This is a genomic window from Bradyrhizobium vignae (assembly GCF_900324035.1).
In the GTDB taxonomy this organism is placed as follows: domain Bacteria; phylum Pseudomonadota; class Alphaproteobacteria; order Rhizobiales; family Xanthobacteraceae; genus Bradyrhizobium; species Bradyrhizobium vignae.
In genome coordinates this window covers 1,166,837-1,182,954 of record NZ_LS398110.1, presented here as the reverse complement: position 1 = coordinate 1,182,954, position 16,118 = coordinate 1,166,837, and the positions used below count along the sequence as shown (strand labels likewise).

Sequence of the window (16,118 nt, the reverse complement as noted above, 5' to 3'; positions counted from 1 at the left end):
GACGATGGCAGCAAATGCTTAAGCGCCACTTAACCCTAATTTTTAAGGTTGATTTTTTCTCTACCCACACGCGCGCGTCGCGCGAGCGTTGCAAGAATGCCGCGCCAAATGCGACGCCCTCGCCGCATTCCCTAACGATGTGTGAAGCCGCAAAGCGGCAAGAGAGGATGCGTTAACGTAGCGGCCGCGGCAGTTTCGGCAGGAACACGGCGAGCAGCCCGATCGCCGGCAAATAGGCGCAGACGTGGTAGACGAACTCGATCGAGGTGTGGTCGGCGAGCTTGCCGAGCACGGCCGCGCCGAGGCCCCCGATGCCGAAGGCGACACCGAAGAACACGCCGGAGATCATGCCGAAGCGGTGCGGCACCAGCTCCTGCGCGAACACGATGATCGAGGACGTCGTCGAGGAGATGATCAGGCCGATGGCGACACTGAGCACGGCGCTGGCACCGAGCCCGGCATAAGGCAGCGCCAGCGTGAAAGGCAGCGCACCGAGGATCGAGATCCAGATCACGATCTTGCGGCCGAAGCGGTCGCCCAAGGGACCACCGAGAAACGCACCGACGGCGTTCGCTGCAAGAAAAACGAAGAGATAGATCTGGGCTGCCTGCGTCGACACGCCGAAACGGTCGATCAGGTAGAAGATGTAATAGCTAGACAGGCTCGAGACGTAGAGCTGCTTGGAGAACAACAGCGCGACCAGCACCAGCAGTGCCACGGCGACACGGCGTGAGCTCGGCCCGCCGGGCTGGGTATGGACGGGCGCAGCCTTCTTCGTCGTGATCTGCGGCGCGTACCAGCGGCCGATGCGCCAGAGGATGAGGATCGCGAGGAACGCGATCGAGGAGAACCAGGCGATGCTGCCCTGCCCGAACGGCACCACGATCAGTGCCGCCAGCACCGGCCCCATCGAGGTGCCGAAGCTGCCGCCGAGCTGGAACACCGATTGCGCAAAGCCGTAGCGGCCGCCGGAAGCGAGCCGCGCAATGCGTGCGGATTCGGGGTGAAACACTGCCGAGCCGAGGCCGACCAGTGCAGCGGCGAGGAGAATGACGAGATATTGGTGCGCGGTGCTGAGCAGCAAGAGGCCGAAGAACGTCGAGGCCATGCCGATCGCCAGCGAATAGGGCTGCGCCTTCTTGTCGGTGTAGTGCCCGACCACCGGCTGCAGCAGCGAGGCCGTGAACTGGAAGGCCAGCGTGATCATGCCGATCTGCGCGAAGTCGAGCGCGTAGGTGTCCTTCAGGATCGGATACACCGAAGCGATCAGCGACTGCATGGTGTCGTTGAGGAAGTGCGAGACGCTGATGCCGGCGAGCACGATGTAGGCCGGCCCTGCGGCTGCCTTGGCGGCGGGCGCGACGTCGCTGACGACGATGGGCTCGGTCAGCGTTTCCTCTGAGACGACGACAGGCTTGTTCAAGGCAGCATCCCGGCGCGGCAGATTGCCGCGAGGAACTGATTACGATGCAGGCGGCGGGGGAACCAGCGCCAATCGCAAATGGCTGGGATGCGCGGGTATCCCCCACTCTCTGGCTCCCTCGCCCCGTCCTTCACGGGGGCCTTCACGGGGAGAGGGTGGGGTGAGGGGCTGTCTCCGCACGTCCGGTCCGAACGAGACGGGGAGACCGCGCGCGTCGCTTGCGCGCCGGATAGAGATTCAGTGCGGCGACAGCCTGCCACGCCCCTCACCCGGATCGCATCGCGATGCGATCCGACCTCTCCCCCGCGGAAGAGCGGGGAGAGGTTGAGCAATCAGGCCGCAGCCTGTCCCAGCGCCAAGACGATGGTGTCGACGACGTCCTCGACCAGAATGCGGTCCTCGCCCTCGCCCATGACGCGGATCACGGGCTCGGTGCCGGAGGAGCGGATCAAGAGACGGCCGTGGCCGTTGAGGCGCTTCTCGCCGTCGGAGATCGCCGACTTGACGTCGGAATCGTCGAGCGGCTTGCCGCCCTTGTGACGAACGTTCTTGAGAATCTGCGGCAGCGGATCGAAGCGGTGACAGACCTCGGACACGGGCCGGCGCAGCTTCTGCACCACGGCCAGCACCTGCAGGGCCGCAACGAAACCGTCGCCGGTGGTGGCGTAGTCGGACAGGATGATGTGGCCGGACTGCTCGCCGCCGAGATTGTAGCCGCCGCTCAGCATCTGCTCGAGCACGTAGCGGTCGCCGACCGGCGTGCGCACGAGCTCGAGCCCCTGCCCGTTCAGGAAGCGCTCGAGGCCGAGATTTGACATCACGGTGGCGACGATGCCCGGCCGCGACAGCCGGCCGTCTTCCTTCCAGCTCTGCGCGATCACCGCGAGCAGCTGGTCACCGTCGACGATGTGGCCGCGCTCGTCGACCAGGATGACGCGATCGGCGTCGCCGTCGAGCGCGATGCCGATGTCGGCGCGCATCTCGCGCACCTTCTTCGACAGCGCCTCCGGCGAGGTCGAGCCGCATTCCTTGTTGATGTTGAAGCCGTCGGGCTCGACGCCGATCGGCACCACGTCGGCACCCAGCTCCCACAGCGCTTCGGGCACCACCTTGTAGGCCGCGCCATTGGCGCAATCGATCACGACGCGCAAGCCGTCCAGCGACAGATCGCGCGGCAGCGTGCGCTTGGCGAATTCGATGTAGCGGTCGTGCACGCCGTCGATACGGCGCGCGCGGCCGAGGCTCGCGCTCTGCGCCAGCCGCTTGTCGAGGGATTCGTCGAGCAACTGCTCGATCTGCCGCTCGACATCATCGGAGAGCTTGAAGCCCTGCGGCCCGAACAGCTTGATGCCGTTATCCTCGAACAGATTGTGCGAGGCCGAAATCATCACGCCGAGATCGGCGCGCATCGACTTGGTCAGCATCGCGACCGCCGGCGTCGGCATCGGGCCGACCAGCAGCACGTCCATGCCGACCGAGGTGAAGCCTGCGACCATCGCGTATTCGATCATGTAGCCGGACAGACGGGTGTCCTTGCCGATCACGACCCGGTGGCGGTGGTCGCCGCGCTGAAACGCAAGGCCTGCGGCCTGGCCGACCTTGAGCGCGAGCTCCGGCGTGATCAGTCCGTTGGCGCGGCCCCGGATCCCGTCGGTCCCGAAATATTTGCGGCTCATATCGTCCCCCAAGGCAACAACCAGGGAATCCCCTTTACAACCACGGGCTGCCCGACCGGGCCCCGCATCCCCTGATGTGCTGGGGGTCTTATAATGCCATGGTAGCTAACTTGGCTTCAAAAAATATGATCAATCGTTACGGAACCGGGCGCGGCAACGGCTCAATAACGCTTTGTTAACATTATATTTCATACTGGAACGCCGCGCCAGCTGGAACCCGCGCTACCCGGCGCGCTTCACATGGCCGTCCTCGCGGCTCGGCGCCGGCTGGGTGACATTGACCGGGTCGGAGCCCGGAAAGGTCTCTTCCAGTCCCTCTTCCAGCGCCTCCTCGAGATCATGCTTCTCCTTGATCTCTTCCGGCGAGGGTCCAGCGTGCGGCCGCTTCATGGCGCCCTCCTTGAAAACGTGCTGCAAACGATTTGGCTGTGCATCCAACCATGCTAGATGACCCCGAAATGTTCCGATGCAAGAACTTCCACGTCAGACGGGCCGGGGAAACGACATGAAGCACATCACCTGTATCGACGATCTTCGCACGCTGCATCAGCGCCGCGTGCCGAAGGCGTTCTTCGACTATTGCGACCGCGGCTCCTATGCCGAGGAAACGCTGCGCGCCAATCGCGAGGACATGCAGGCGATCAAGTTCCGCCAGCGCATCCTCGTCGACGTCTCCAAGCGCGACACCTCGACCACGATCCTCGGCGAGCCCTCGACCATGCCGCTGATTCTCGCGCCGGTCGGCCTGCTCGGCATGCAGCACGGCGACGGCGAGATCCATGCCTGCCGTGCCGCCCAGGCCGCCGGTATCCCGTTCACGCAGTCGACGATGTCGATCTGCTCGATCGAGGACATCGCCGCCAATGTCGAGAAGCCGTTCTGGTTCCAGCTCTACGTGATGAAGGACCGCGGCTTCATCAAGGAGCTGATCCAGCGCGCGATGGCCGCCAAGTGCAGCGCGCTGGTGCTCACCGTCGACCTGCAGGTGATCGGCCAGCGCCATGCCGACATCAAGAACGGCATGACGGTGCCGCCCGAGTGGTCGCTGTCGAAGCTCCTGGACTTCGCCAGCAAGCCGGCCTGGGTCTCCGGCGTGCTGCGGGGCAAGCGCCGCACCTTCGGCAACATCGCAGGTCACGTGAAGAACACCGAGGATCTCAACCGACTCGCCGAGTGGACCGCCTCGCAGTTCGATACCTCCTTGAACTGGAAGGACGTCGAGTGGGTCCGCAGCATCTGGCCAGGCAAGCTCATCATCAAGGGCATATTGGACGTCGAGGATGCCGAGGAAGCCGCCAAGACCGGTGCGCAGGCGCTCGTCGTCTCCAATCATGGCGGCCGCCAGCTCGATGGCGCCCCGTCCTCGATCGAGGTGCTGCCCGAGATCGCCGACGCGGTCGGTGACAAGATGGAGATCATGTTCGACGGCGGCATTCGCTCCGGCCAGGACGTGATGCGCGCGCTGGCGCTCGGCGCAAAGTCCTGCATGATCGGCCGCGCCTATGCCTATGGCTTAGGTGCCGGCGGCCAGGCCGGCGTCGCCAAGGCGATCGAGATCATCCAGAAGGAGCTGCTCACGACGATGGGCCTGTGCGGCGTCAACCGGATCGACGAGATCGATGATCATGTCATTGCGGTGTGAGACGCCTGGCGAGACGCTGCCACATTGATAACTGTCGTCCCGGACAAGCGCAGCTTCAGATAACGCGCAGCGTTAGCTGGAGCGGAGCGCTGATCCGGGACGACAGCGGAGATTGTGGAGGCAACTGCGCGCTACACCACCCGCCCTCACATCGGCGGCGTCAGGCCGTCGCGGCCGACGCTGACGCGGTTGGTCTCGAACGAGCCGTCCGGCAATTGCTTCATGAAGGCGATGACCTTGGCGCCGGCCTTCAGGTCGGATTTGTCGCCGGGCACGAATGTCACCACCGTCGTGTTGTCGGCGACGAACACCTTCTTCTCGCCGTCCTTGTACTTGACCAGCAGCGTGTGACCGTCATTGCCGACGACGCTCTCGGCCACCGTCGCATTGGTCATGCTGGAGTTGGGCTTGAGGTCCCACGGCCGAGAGCCCTCGCCGGTGCCGCGCATGCTTTCCGGAAACACGTGCACCTCGACGGCGTTCTGGCTGCCGTCCGGTCCCGGCACGGTGGTCGCCCCGATGAACGAACCCGGCTTGATGTCGGCGAGTGAAATCCTGGTGATCCCCGACACGTTCACGTCGGAGGCGAGGTGAAGCTTGACCTCCTCGCCGCTGCGCGACTTGACCTGCATGGTGTCGCCATTGACGCTTTCGATGGTGCCGCGCACGCGCGTCGGCACCGGCGCCTTCTGGGCGAAGGCGCAGTAGGTCGAGACGGCCACCATCGCGACGGCGATCAGCGGACGTGTGAAAGTTGCACGTTGAACAGGCATGATGGTCTCCGATTGTCCCCACGGATGGAGAACTCCGAAGAGCCGCGCCCTATTCTCTCAAGACTTCGTGAGATCGGCCTCGACCAACGCGCGCAGCTCGGCCGTGACCTCAGGCCGGCGGCCGAACCACAGTTCGAAGCCGCGCACCGCCTGATGCAGCAGCATGCCGAGCCCGTCGGCGGTTTTCAGGCCTCGCGCCCTCGCTGCGGCGAGCAGCGGCGTCACCAGGGGAACATAGACGAGGTCGGCGACGACCGCCGCTTGCGGCAGCCGTGCGACATCGACATCGAGTGAAGGCTGCCCGTGCATGCCGAGCGATGTCGTGTTCACGAGAAGTTTTGCCTGCGGCAGCACGTCGCCGATCGCGTCCCACGTCACGGGATGCACGTTCGGTCCGAACTGCTTTGCCAGCGTCTCGGCCCGCGCGACGGTGCGATTGGCGACATGCACGCACTTGACGCCGCGTTCGAGCAGGCCGAACACGACCGCGCGCGCGGAGCCGCCGGCACCCAGCACCAGCGCTTCCTCAGCCGCATCCCAGCCGGAGGCGCTGGCGTCGAGATTGTTGACGAAGCCTTCAACGTCGGTGTTGGTCGCGCGCAGCTCGCCATCCGCGAACCACAGCGTGTTGGCGGCGCCGACCGCCTTGGCGCGCGCATCGGGCGTCGACAGCGCCAGCACGGCTTCCTTGTGCGGGATGGTGACGTTGGCACCGACGAAGCCGCGCAGCAACAGCCGCAGCACGAAATCGCGCAGGTCCTCGGGCGGAACCGCTTCGATGACATAGCCGCCCTCGATTTCGAGCGTGCGCAGCCAGTAATGATGAATCAGCGGCGAGCGCGAATGCGCCGCCGGCCATCCGATCAGACAGGCTGCGGGAGTTCTTGGCGCGGTCATCTTTCCCTCGGGTCGTTTCCGAGGCGATCCATTTCGCGTCGCGCCCGCGCTGTCAAGCGCGCGCCGTCAGCTCGCAGCGGTCTCATCGGCGGCTCGGCCCTTGATGTCGGCGATGGCACGCTCGAGGCTCTGGCGATAGCGCGCGCGCGGCGGGCTCACGCCATGGGTGAGCAGCGCGCGCCGGACCGCGGGCGAGGCCCCCGTGATGAACAGCCTGATGCCCTGGCGGTGCGCCTTGGCCGCGACCCGGCCGAGCACGTTGGCCGCGGTCGAATCCAGGAACGGCACCGCGGCGAAGTCGACCACGAAGGCCTTGCGCCGGTCGGCGATGTCGTCGAGCACGCCGCCGATCGCCGAGGCTGCGCCGAAGAAGAACGCGCCGGTGATGCGATACACCAGCACGTCGCGGTCGATCGCAAGCGCGGGGTCGTAGGGCACGCGCGCACCGTTGCTGTCATCGGCCCGATCGGCGGCCACCAGCGGCGTGCGCTCCTCGATGCCCGTCATCTCGGCCATGCGGTGGATGAACAGCACCGCGCCGAGCGCGAAGCCGACCAGGATGCCTTCGGTGAGATCGCGGAAGATCGTGAGCAGGAAGGTCGCGAGCAGCACCACGGCATCGCCCCACGACGAGCGCAAGAGCGTGGCGAACTCCTGCTTCTCCGCCATGGTCCAGGCCACCACGACCAGCACCGAGGCGAGCGCGGCCAGCGGAATGTAGCTCGCCAGCGGCGCCGCGATCAGCATGAACAGCAGCAGGAACACCGAATGCAGCATGCCCGCGAGCGGCCCGCGCGCGCCGGCGCGGATGTTGGTGGCGGTACGTGCGATCAGGCCGGTGACGCAGATGCCGCCGAACAGCGCCGAGCCGATATTGGCCGCGCCTTGCGCCACCAGCTCGCAATTGGACCGGTGACGGCGGCCGGTCATGCCGTCAGCCACCACCGCCGACAGCAGCGATTCGATGGCCGCCAGCAGCGCGAAGGCGATCGCATCCGGCAGCACGGCCCGTGCCTTCTCCAACGAGAACGCCGGCAGCACTGGGGAGGGCAGCTCGCGCGGAATGCCGCCGAAGCGCGAGCCGATGGTCTCGACCGGGAGCGACAGCATGCCGCTTGCGACCGCCGCAAACACGACCGCGATCAGAATGCCGGGCCAGGACGGCCGCCAGCGGCGCAAGCCGGCGATGATGGCGATGCTGACGATGGCGACTGCGACGGCGGACGGATTGATGGTGTTGAGGCCGCGGGCGAGCGCGAGGAGTTTCGGCACGAACTCGCTGGGCTCCCTTCCCGCGAGCGCGATTCCTGAGAGATCGCGGAGCTGGCTGGCGAAGATGATCACGGCGATGCCGGCGGTGAAGCCGACCGTCACCGGATAGGGAATGAACTTGATGTAGGTGCCGACCCGCAACAGGCCCGCGGCGATCAGAAACAGGCCCGCCATCGTGGTCGCGAGGATGACACCGTCGACGCCGTGACGCTCTGCGGTCGCTGCGACCAAGACGATGAACGCACCGGCAGGTCCGCCGATCTGGAACCGGCTGCCGCCGAGCAGGGAAGCGATGAAGCCGCCGGCCACAGCCGTGTAGAGGCCGCGGTCCGGCGTCACGCCCGAAGCGATCGCAATCGCCATCGACAGTGGCAGCGCAACGATCGCAACCGTCAGGCCGGCAAAGACGTCGGCGCGGAAATCGGCGAGACCGTAGCCTTCACGCCAGACGGTGACGAGCTTCGGCAGATACAGTTCGGCAAAGGTCGGCTGATGCAGCTGGTGCAGCCGGCTCGCCTGATCACTTGTGATGGTCATTGCCCCACAATGCTCCGGTGCATCGTGCCGCGCGCGTGCGACGACGATGCGCTAGTTCATTCTGCCCGGGCACGATCACCGTGGCGATCATGCTCCGATGCGGCGCGGCGGCCCCGGCTCCTTGAGGCGAACGCCACGCCCGCCGCTGTCGCTGCGGGCCTGCTCGCCGATCAGTTCGACGCCGGCCCGGTCGAACGCCTCGACCACCTTGATCAGGGTCTCGACCACGCCACGAACATTGCCGGTAGAGGCCTCCATCCGCTGGATGGTCGGCAGCGAAACGCCGGCAAGCTCGGCCAGGGTTTTCTGGTCAATGCCGAGCAGCGCGCGGGCCGCCCGCATCTGGAACGACGTGATCACCTTGGCCTCACGTATTGTAACTTATAAATGATGTTCAGAACATACACAATGATGTAAAATACATCATTCTTGGATAAGCGCAAGGAGCTCGCGCGTCCCGCGCGAAGCGCGGCCCGATGACAGGCTCTGCGAAGCAAATCCAGAATCCCGCCGCGGAACGACTCTGGATTTGCTTCGCTGCGCTCGCAATGACGTGTGGATGGGGCGCGACCTGCATGAGACGCCGCACGCGAAGAGACAGCCCTCCACGCTCTCCCCATAAGGACGAGGAGAGAGAGTGAGAGAGCGGAGACTTACGCCGCGTGCTGATGCGCGGCGATGATCTGGTCGGCGGCGCGGCCGGTGACCTCGGCCATGTGGTCGAACTGGCGGGTGAAGCTGCCGGCGCCGGCGGTGGCCGAGCGCAGCTCCACGATCAGTTCGCCGATCTCGGCTTCCGGCATCATGGCGCGGACGCAGTCCCAGCCGCTCCAGCCGTCGCGCGTATCGAAGCCGAGGATCTGTCCGCGCCGCGCCGACAGGATCGCGTTGATCTTGGCCGTGGCGTCGGTCGGGCAGACGATCTCGACCACGTGGATCGGCTCCAGCAACACCGGCTGACATTGCGGCAGGCCCTCGTTGAGGCCGATCCGCGCCGCCGTGCGGAAGGCGAGGTCGGAACTATCGACGCTGTGATAGGAGCCGTCGGTCAGCGTCACCTGCACGTCGGTGACGGGGAAACCGAGCGGGCCGCGCGCCAGCCCATCAATGACGCCTTCCTCCACCGCCGGGATGTAGTTGCGCGGCACCGCGCCACCCACCACCGTCTCGGCGAACTTGAAGCCGTCGCCGCGGGGCAACGGCCTGATGTCGAGCACGACGTCGCCGAACTGGCCATGGCCACCGGACTGCTTCTTGTGGCGTCCGCGCTGGGTGATCGGCTTGCGGATGGTCTCCTGATAGCCGATCGCGGGAGGATGCGAGGTGACCTTGACGCCGAAGCGGTCGCGCAGCCGCTCGCCGGCGACGCGCAGATGCATCTCGCCCTGCCCCCACAGCACGGTGTCGTGGATCTTGGCGTTCTGCACGACGACAAGCGACGGATCCTCCTCGTGCAGCCGCATCATCGCCTGGCCGAGCTTGACGTCATCCTTGCGATCGGTCGCCGCGATCGAGATCGCGAGCACCGGCGGCGTCGGCTCGATTGCGATCAATGCCGCGGGCGGCGTCTTGCCATTTGAGACCGTGTCGCCGGTCTTCACGGGATCGAGCTTGGCGAGCGCCACGGTGTCGCCGAGATCGGCGGAGGCACGCTTGGTGTCGTAGGCGCCGTTGACGGCGAGGATGCCGGAGATGCGCCCTGCACCGCCGGAGGACGATTGCAGCGTGGCGCCGTCGTCGAGATGGCCGGCGAGCAGCCGCGTCAGCGACAGCTTTCCGCCATGCTGCGAATGCAGTGTCTTGAAGACGTAGCCGAGTGCATCCTTGGTTTCGGGAACGCCGAGACGTTTTGCGGTCTCCGCGACACCGGGCGCCTCGTGGCGCAGCGCCTTCATCAGGCGCAACACGCCGTTCTCGCGCAAGGCAGACCCTAACAGCACCGGGCAAATCAGTCCCTCGCGCAATTCGCGGGCGAGATCGTCGAACACGGCATCGCGCGGCGGCTGGATGTCCTCGAGCAGCTGCTCCATCAGCGCATCGTCGTGATCGGCGAGCTTCTCCAGCATCGAGAAGCGGGCTTCCTTCTCGCGGTCGAGATCGCCGCCTTCGAGCGCGATCACCTCGGAGGCCTTGTGCTCGCGATAGACGAAGGCGCGCTCCAGCGCGAGATCGACGAAGCCCTCGATCAGCTCGCCCTTCCAGATCGGGATCTGGCGCAGCACCAGCGGTACGCGCGAGGCGGGCTGCAGCATCGCGAGGGTCTCGCGGATGCGCTGGCTGGCGCGATCGATCTTGTTGAGGAACAGGAAACGCGGGATCTTCAGCTCCTCCAGCTCGCGCAGGATGATCTGAAGCTGCGGCAGCTTCTTCTCGTCGGCCTCACAGACCACGATGGCGGCGTCGACCGCGGGAAGCGCGGCGCGCATGTCGTGGGCAAACTCGACGGAACCGGGACAATCGAGGAAGGTGTAGCTGTCGCCCATGAAACTCGTGGTCGCGGCAGTCAGCCCGACGGTCATCTTGTGTTGACGGGCCTCTGGCGTGGCGTCGCCAACGGAAGTTCCGGCGTCGACGCTGCCGGCGCGCGGGATTGCGCCCGTTCGCGCCAGGATTGCTTCGAGAAGTGTGGTTTTACCGCTTTGGAAAGGGCCCACCAGCGCAATGCACCGTGGACCTCGGGGACTTCTGACGTCTTGTCCCATTCGCCGCCTCCTTGGTGTGGAGCTCGGCCCATGATTGGGTCGGCAAACGTCGATGCTCTGCCCGTCCCCGAGGTTTGGCAAGCATCAAACGTCGCTGCGGTGCGTCGTCAGTAAGTCTTGATGACGGTTGAGACCAGATGTGGCTTCGAGTCCGGTGTTCTGCCTCTCCCCGACGGGGAGAGGTCGGATTGCGCAGCAATCCGGGTGAGGGGCGGCAGCTTTTGGTGAGACCGTAACCCCTCACCCGGATCGCATCCCTCGATGCGATCCGACCTCTCCCTTCGGGAGAGGTGAACGAGAGCCTCTTCAGTCAATTAGAATTGACGGCGCTTAACGGCCCGGGCGGAGTTCCAGGCTTTCGAGACCGGCGGCGACGTTGAGGCCGACCTGGCCCTGCACGCTGAGCGGCTGGAGCGCGATCGCGTTGTTGGAGCCGCCGACCAGCACATTGCCGCCGAGGCCGACGCCAACCGAGGCGCTGCCCTGCGCGCCGGCGTAATTGCCGGAGAGATCGCCGGGGCCGAGCCGGTCGACCGGCGCGAACACGCCCCAGGCGAGCGCGGTCTCCTGGGTGATGCCGATGTCGAGGCCCACTTTACGGATGGTCGCGACGTAGCGGTCCTCAGGCAAGCCGTCGGCGCGCAGCACGCAGCCGAGATTGGTCACCGATCCCACGATGAAGCCGACGCTGGCGCCGCCGCGGCATTCGAGCACGCCGACCCGGACCATCCGCTGCTGCTGCGCGCCGCTGCTCCCGACGGAGGCAAGGAGGCTGACGGCGGCGAGCCCGGCAAGGACGAACGAACGGCGCATGAATGTCTCCGGCGATGAATGGGATGCAAGCAGGAAGGACGCGGCACACGCCGCGCGATCGTCTATGCCACAAGAGCGTTGTGGCTGCCAGATCGGACGCGTTTAGAATCGAAGTCGCGGAGAGAGGCCCCTCGCCCCACCCTCTCCCCGTAAGAACGGGCGAGGGAGCGAGAGAGACGTGCGTCCCTTACAGTCGTCGTGGCTTTAACCTCTCCCCGCTCTTTGCGGGGAGAGGTCGGATCACATCGCAGATGTGATCCGGGTGAGGGGCCGGGCACAACGCCGACCAGAGCAAAAGTCCATCCGACTCCGCTTATCGAAACACAACAAGAAAGGCCCGCCGAAGCGGGCCTTTTCAATTCGCACACTGTCCTCGGCTCAGCGCAGGTTGCCGCAGAAGCGCTGGATGCGCTTGCAGGCGTCTTCGAGGTCCGAGGTCTTGGTCGCGTAAGAGATGCGGAAGGCCGGGCCGAGGCCGAAGGCCGAACCCTGCACCACGGCGACGCCTTCGGTCTCCAAGAGCTCGGTGACGAACTGCTCGTCATTGCCGATCACGTTGCCCGACGGCGCCTTCTTGCCGATGGTACCGGCGCAGGAGGGATAGACGTAGAACGCACCCTCGGGACGCGGGCACTCGATGCCGTTCGCCTGGTTGAGCATGGAGACGACGAGGTCGCGGCGCTCCTTGAACACCTTGTTGTTGGCGGGGATGAACTCCTGCGGACCGTTCAGCGCCTCGACCGAGGCCCACTGCGCGATCGAGCACGGGTTCGAGGTCGATTGCGACTGAATGGTCGCCATCGCCTTGATGAGATGCGCCGGACCACCGGCATAGCCAATGCGCCAGCCGGTCATGCAATACGCCTTGGAGACGCCGTTCACGGTGAGCGTGCGGTCGTAGAGGCCGGGCTCGACCTGTGCGACGGTGGTGAACTGGAAGTCGTCATAGACGAGATGCTCGTACATGTCGTCGGTCATCACCCAGACATGGGGATGCTTCATCAGCACATCGGTGAGCGCCTTCAGCTCCGACTTGGTGTAGGCGGCCCCCGTCGGGTTCGACGGCGAGCACAGGATGACCCATTTGGTCTTCGGCGTGATCGCGCGCTCGAGCGCCTCCGCCTGCAGCTTGAAACCGGTTCCGGCAGGGCAGACCACCGGCACCGGCTCGCCGCCGGCGAGCGCGACCATTTCAGGGTAGCTGACCCAGTACGGTGCGGGAATGATCACCTCGTCGCCCGGATTGATGGTCGCCATCAGCGCGTTGTAGAGCACCTGCTTGCCGCCGGTGCCTACGATGATCTGGTTCGGCTTGTAGGCCACGCCATTCTCGCGCTGAAACTTGGCGATGATGGCTTCCTTCAGCTCGGGGATGCCGTCGACCGCGGTGTACTTGGTCTTGCCGGCCTCGATGGCGCGGATCGCTGCCAGCTTGATGTTGGCAGGCGTATCGAAATCGGGCTCGCCGGCACCGAGGCCGATGACGTTGCGCCCCGCCGCTTTCAGCGCGCGTGCTTTGTCCGTGACCGCGATGGTCGCGGACGGCTTCACACGGTCGAGCGCAGCGGCAAGGAAGGACATCGTCATCTCCTGACAAGCGTCGTGAAGCCTTTCGCCTCACGACTCTGATTGTGGGAATGAGCTACCCTAAAACGTGTGCCGCTGCGCCGCAAGAAACTTCGGCCCGATCTCGGAAAAGTTTATGATTTTCGACCGTCCCAAGGTGCGATTTTCCGCAATATTGCGCAACTTTGCCGGCCAAATCCCTCATATCCGGCAAGGCCTGTCCTCGGAGCAATTTTGCTTGCACGTGGCGCTGTTTCTGCACCGTCATGGCCGGGCTCGTCCCGGCCATCCACGTCCTGTCAAACTGCGCGAGGAACGTGGATGGCCGGGACAAGCCCGGGCATGACGGCGTGCTGATTCTATGGCAGCGATCTAACTCAATCGCTCAACCGTCTCTCGCTCATGCGCGGCGCAATGCCTGCCTGCGTTGACGCAAGCGTGAACTGAATTGCATCGTCGCGCGGAAATGATCTTCCGCAGCATTGCAGTGCGGTAGGGTTTTCGAGTTTTTCTATTGGCTGGCTCTTGCGGCGGATTCGCATCGGCATCATTGTTTAGCCGCCTCGCGGGGCAACGAGCGCCGCGTCTTCCCGTCCTCGGATTCGAACCCCAGAATGTACAAGCTCTATTCGATGCAACGCTCGGGCAACAGCTACAAGGTCCGCCTTGCGCTGGCGCTGCTCAACCTGCCTTACGAAGCGGTGGAGGTGGACATTCTGCGCGGCGAGAGCCGCACGCCGGATTTTCTGAGCAAGAACCCCTCGGGGCAGGTGCCACTGCTCGAGGTCGGCGAGAACCGCTATCTCGCCGAGTCCAACGCCATCCTCTGGTACGTCGCCGTCGGCACGCCGCTCGCACCGGAGAACCGCATCGACCGCGCCGAGGCGCTGCAATGGATGTTCTTCGAGCAGCACGCGCTCGAGCCGAACATCGGCGCGGCCTATTTCTGGCTGTCGCTGGTCAAGGGCGGCCGCGATCTCCAGACCCATTCGCTGGAGGACTGGATGGAGCGCGGCTATGGCGCGCTCCAGGTGATGGAGAACCATCTCAAGACCAACGCCTATTTCGCCGCGCGCCAGCTCACGGTGGCCGACATCGCGCTGTACGGCTACACCCACCTCGCCGACCGCTGCGACTTCGATCTTTCGACCTTCCCGGCGATCCGGGACTGGCTGAAACGCGTCGAAGCCACGCCCGGATTCGTGACGATGGACTGGCGCCCGGCCGACATCGACGACCCCGCCAGCATCGCGGCGGGCGCCTGACGGCGCGACCGGCTCCGGCGAATAGCGGGCATAAGGACCGTCTTTGCCGCAATCCCGCCACTTTCAGCGCGATCGCCGCCGCAATATTGCCGGTTGAAACTGGGAATTTCCGGAAAATCGCGGGTGATTCGCTCGCGTGTTGAAGGATTTAGACCAATGATGCGGGCGTCCGGTACGGCAGGCTTTCAAAGCCCATCCGCTACCGTCGCGTCTTCCCGGCTCACCCATGCGGTCGCGGCCTCGCTCGCCGTCGCCGCGCTCTCGCTGTGCCTGATCGTCACCCTGACGGTGCTGTCGACCAAGGCGACCATGGCGATGGGCCTGCCGGTCTGATTCCCGTTTCATCCTGGACCAGCCTTCAGGGCGCCACGGGGCCCCGCGCCGACCGGCATTGCGACAGGACGTCGATGAAATCACCTGTGGTAGTCGTTGCAATCACCCTGACTGCGGCCATCCTGGTCGCGGCATCGCTGCTGATCATCGTCGGCACGCGCAAGGGCGCGGGGACATCGACGCTGAATGCGCCGACGCTGCAACAGCGCGTCAAGCACGCGCATATGGTCTAAAATCATCCGAAAACCCTGCGCTTGCACGCAAGCGCGCCTTAAGCACACCGCACGAAATCGCATCGCGCTCGCGCAACAATCATTCAGTGTTGCGGCCTTACCTCGTTCGGAAGGAGCGAGACTGGTCCATGCGGTTCGGATGGCGCGCGATCTGCGGTCCGGCGTTGACGGCAACAGCCCTGCTGCTGGCACTGCTTTTCGACCGCTTCATCCCCACGCCTTCGCCCGCGCCGCTGTTCGTCTGCATCGTGGCTCTCGCCGGCGCGCTCGCGGGTCTCGCCGCCGCGATGACGACCGCGGTCGTCGCGGTGATCGGCACGGCGCTGTTCTTCCTCAGCCGCCAGGGCGTGTCCGGCTATGGGTCCGCCGATCTGATCCGGCTCGGGCTCCTGGCCACCACGGCTGCCGGCACGGCCGGCATCACCGGCCTGATGCGCGAGCGGCTGCTCCGCACATTCGCGGCCGAACGCCGGAGCCACGCCACGGCCGCGCGGCTGTCGGCCGCGCTCGACCAGATCGATATCGGCATCGTGCTGCTCGATGCCGAGACCCGGGCCGAATTCATCAACCGCGCGTTCCGCGATTATTTTGCGGTGCCGGACGAGATCGCCGACGGCAAGCCGCCCTTCATCGCGCTGATGTATCACGGCCGCGACACCGGCGCGTTCGAGCTGCCGGCGGACGAGCTCAGCACCTTCATCGCGCAGCGCATGGAGATGGTGCGGGTCGGCGATGCCACGCCGATCAACATCAAATTGCGCAGCGGCGAGGTGCTGCGCTTCGTCTGCACCGCGCTGCCCGACGGCGGACGGATGCTGAGCTACACCCCGGTGACCGACCTCGTGCGCCACACCGACGCGCCGTCGCGCGCCGACTACTACCGCTCGCTGCGCGACCCCGCGAGCCGCAAGCTGATCCGGTATCTGCGCTTCGCGGAGTAGAACAGGGTCGAACGCAAGCACTGGCGGCGCTCGGGGTTCACCTCT

General features: G+C 65.4%; 15 protein-coding genes. 5 read left to right on the top strand and 10 right to left on the bottom strand.

The window, feature by feature from the left end; genetic code table 11:
* Nucleotides 1–172: 172 nt before the first annotated feature.
* The 3 genes from BRAD3257_RS05740 to BRAD3257_RS40210 form a co-directional block, all read right to left on the bottom strand.
* The gene (locus BRAD3257_RS05740) at nucleotides 173–1,423 is read right to left on the bottom strand and encodes an MFS transporter (protein ID WP_162500128.1); all 1,251 of its coding nucleotides are present in this window, start codon (nucleotides 1,421–1,423) and stop codon (nucleotides 173–175) included.
* A 332-nt stretch (nucleotides 1,424–1,755) separates the two neighbouring features.
* On the bottom strand, nucleotides 1,756–3,099 hold the full coding sequence (gene glmM / locus BRAD3257_RS05735) for a phosphoglucosamine mutase (RefSeq protein ID WP_122401041.1): 1,344 nt from the start codon (nucleotides 3,097–3,099) through the stop codon (nucleotides 1,756–1,758).
* A 222-nt stretch (nucleotides 3,100–3,321) separates the two neighbouring features.
* A complete protein-coding gene (locus tag BRAD3257_RS40210; protein ID WP_164937260.1) occupies nucleotides 3,322–3,489 on the bottom strand; it encodes a hypothetical protein in 168 nt (55 codons plus the stop codon).
* A gap of 115 nt (nucleotides 3,490–3,604) precedes the next feature.
* Between BRAD3257_RS40210 and BRAD3257_RS05725 the strand changes: the two genes are divergently transcribed.
* Nucleotides 3,605–4,741, top strand: coding sequence for an alpha-hydroxy acid oxidase (locus BRAD3257_RS05725; RefSeq protein ID WP_122401039.1), 1,137 nt, complete (start codon nucleotides 3,605–3,607; stop codon nucleotides 4,739–4,741).
* A 146-nt stretch (nucleotides 4,742–4,887) separates the two neighbouring features.
* On the opposite strand, the gene BRAD3257_RS05720 is transcribed toward BRAD3257_RS05725, so the two are convergent.
* The 7 genes from BRAD3257_RS05720 to BRAD3257_RS05690 form a co-directional block, all read right to left on the bottom strand.
* A complete protein-coding gene (locus BRAD3257_RS05720) occupies nucleotides 4,888–5,514 on the bottom strand; it encodes a hypothetical protein (RefSeq protein WP_122401038.1) in 627 nt (208 codons plus the stop codon).
* Nucleotides 5,515–5,571: 57 nt separating this feature from the next.
* The gene (locus BRAD3257_RS05715; RefSeq protein ID WP_122401037.1) at nucleotides 5,572–6,411 is read right to left on the bottom strand and encodes a shikimate dehydrogenase; all 840 of its coding nucleotides are present in this window, start codon (nucleotides 6,409–6,411) and stop codon (nucleotides 5,572–5,574) included.
* A gap of 66 nt (nucleotides 6,412–6,477) precedes the next feature.
* Nucleotides 6,478–8,220: a SulP family inorganic anion transporter gene (locus tag BRAD3257_RS05710; RefSeq protein ID WP_122401036.1), complete on the bottom strand. Its 1,743-nt coding sequence runs from the start codon at nucleotides 8,218–8,220 to the stop codon at nucleotides 6,478–6,480.
* A gap of 87 nt (nucleotides 8,221–8,307) precedes the next feature.
* Nucleotides 8,308–8,580: a helix-turn-helix domain-containing protein gene (locus BRAD3257_RS05705; RefSeq protein WP_122401035.1), complete on the bottom strand. Its 273-nt coding sequence runs from the start codon at nucleotides 8,578–8,580 to the stop codon at nucleotides 8,308–8,310.
* A 293-nt stretch (nucleotides 8,581–8,873) separates the two neighbouring features.
* Nucleotides 8,874–10,922 carry an elongation factor G gene (locus BRAD3257_RS05700; RefSeq protein WP_122401034.1) on the bottom strand — a complete coding sequence of 683 codons (2,049 nt, stop codon included), beginning with the start codon at nucleotides 10,920–10,922 and terminating at the stop codon, nucleotides 8,874–8,876.
* A 330-nt stretch (nucleotides 10,923–11,252) separates the two neighbouring features.
* Nucleotides 11,253–11,735: a DUF992 domain-containing protein gene (locus BRAD3257_RS05695; RefSeq protein WP_122401033.1), complete on the bottom strand. Its 483-nt coding sequence runs from the start codon at nucleotides 11,733–11,735 to the stop codon at nucleotides 11,253–11,255.
* Between the two features lie 378 nt (nucleotides 11,736–12,113).
* A complete protein-coding gene (locus BRAD3257_RS05690; protein ID WP_122406393.1) occupies nucleotides 12,114–13,316 on the bottom strand; it encodes a pyridoxal phosphate-dependent aminotransferase in 1,203 nt (400 codons plus the stop codon).
* Between the two features lie 599 nt (nucleotides 13,317–13,915).
* Between BRAD3257_RS05690 and BRAD3257_RS05685 the strand changes: the two genes are divergently transcribed.
* From BRAD3257_RS05685 to BRAD3257_RS05675, 4 genes are all read left to right on the top strand, one after another.
* A complete protein-coding gene (locus tag BRAD3257_RS05685; RefSeq protein ID WP_122401032.1) occupies nucleotides 13,916–14,566 on the top strand; it encodes a glutathione S-transferase family protein in 651 nt (216 codons plus the stop codon).
* A 156-nt stretch (nucleotides 14,567–14,722) separates the two neighbouring features.
* A complete protein-coding gene (locus tag BRAD3257_RS40205; RefSeq protein WP_162832045.1) occupies nucleotides 14,723–14,899 on the top strand; it encodes a hypothetical protein in 177 nt (58 codons plus the stop codon).
* A gap of 86 nt (nucleotides 14,900–14,985) precedes the next feature.
* Nucleotides 14,986–15,132 (top strand): hypothetical protein, encoded by a 147-nt coding sequence (locus BRAD3257_RS05680; RefSeq protein ID WP_162500030.1) that lies wholly within the window; start codon nucleotides 14,986–14,988, stop codon nucleotides 15,130–15,132.
* A gap of 128 nt (nucleotides 15,133–15,260) precedes the next feature.
* The gene (locus tag BRAD3257_RS05675; RefSeq protein ID WP_122401030.1) at nucleotides 15,261–16,073 is read left to right on the top strand and encodes a PAS-domain containing protein; all 813 of its coding nucleotides are present in this window, start codon (nucleotides 15,261–15,263) and stop codon (nucleotides 16,071–16,073) included.
* The last annotated feature ends 45 nt before the right edge of the window (nucleotides 16,074–16,118 follow it).

Excerpts from the sequence above, each read along its gene's own strand:
- BRAD3257_RS05675 (WP_122401030.1), top strand. The coding sequence starts at position 15,261 with ATGCGGTTCGGATGGCGCGCGATCTGCGGTCCGGCGTTGACGGCAACA.
- BRAD3257_RS05700 (WP_122401034.1), bottom strand. The coding sequence starts at position 10,922 with ATGGGACAAGACGTCAGAAGTCCCCGAGGTCCACGGTGCATTGCGCTG.
- BRAD3257_RS05685 (WP_122401032.1), top strand. The coding sequence starts at position 13,916 with ATGTACAAGCTCTATTCGATGCAACGCTCGGGCAACAGCTACAAGGTC.
- BRAD3257_RS05710 (WP_122401036.1), bottom strand. The coding sequence starts at position 8,220 with ATGACCATCACAAGTGATCAGGCGAGCCGGCTGCACCAGCTGCATCAG.
- BRAD3257_RS05690 (WP_122406393.1), bottom strand. The coding sequence starts at position 13,316 with ATGTCCTTCCTTGCCGCTGCGCTCGACCGTGTGAAGCCGTCCGCGACC.
- BRAD3257_RS05720 (WP_122401038.1), bottom strand. The coding sequence starts at position 5,514 with ATGCCTGTTCAACGTGCAACTTTCACACGTCCGCTGATCGCCGTCGCG.
- BRAD3257_RS40205 (WP_162832045.1), top strand. The coding sequence starts at position 14,723 with ATGATGCGGGCGTCCGGTACGGCAGGCTTTCAAAGCCCATCCGCTACC.
- BRAD3257_RS40210 (WP_164937260.1), bottom strand. The coding sequence starts at position 3,489 with ATGAAGCGGCCGCACGCTGGACCCTCGCCGGAAGAGATCAAGGAGAAG.
- BRAD3257_RS05695 (WP_122401033.1), bottom strand. The coding sequence starts at position 11,735 with ATGCGCCGTTCGTTCGTCCTTGCCGGGCTCGCCGCCGTCAGCCTCCTT.
- glmM (WP_122401041.1), bottom strand. The coding sequence starts at position 3,099 with ATGAGCCGCAAATATTTCGGGACCGACGGGATCCGGGGCCGCGCCAAC.
- BRAD3257_RS05715 (WP_122401037.1), bottom strand. The coding sequence starts at position 6,411 with ATGACCGCGCCAAGAACTCCCGCAGCCTGTCTGATCGGATGGCCGGCG.
- BRAD3257_RS05725 (WP_122401039.1), top strand. The coding sequence starts at position 3,605 with ATGAAGCACATCACCTGTATCGACGATCTTCGCACGCTGCATCAGCGC.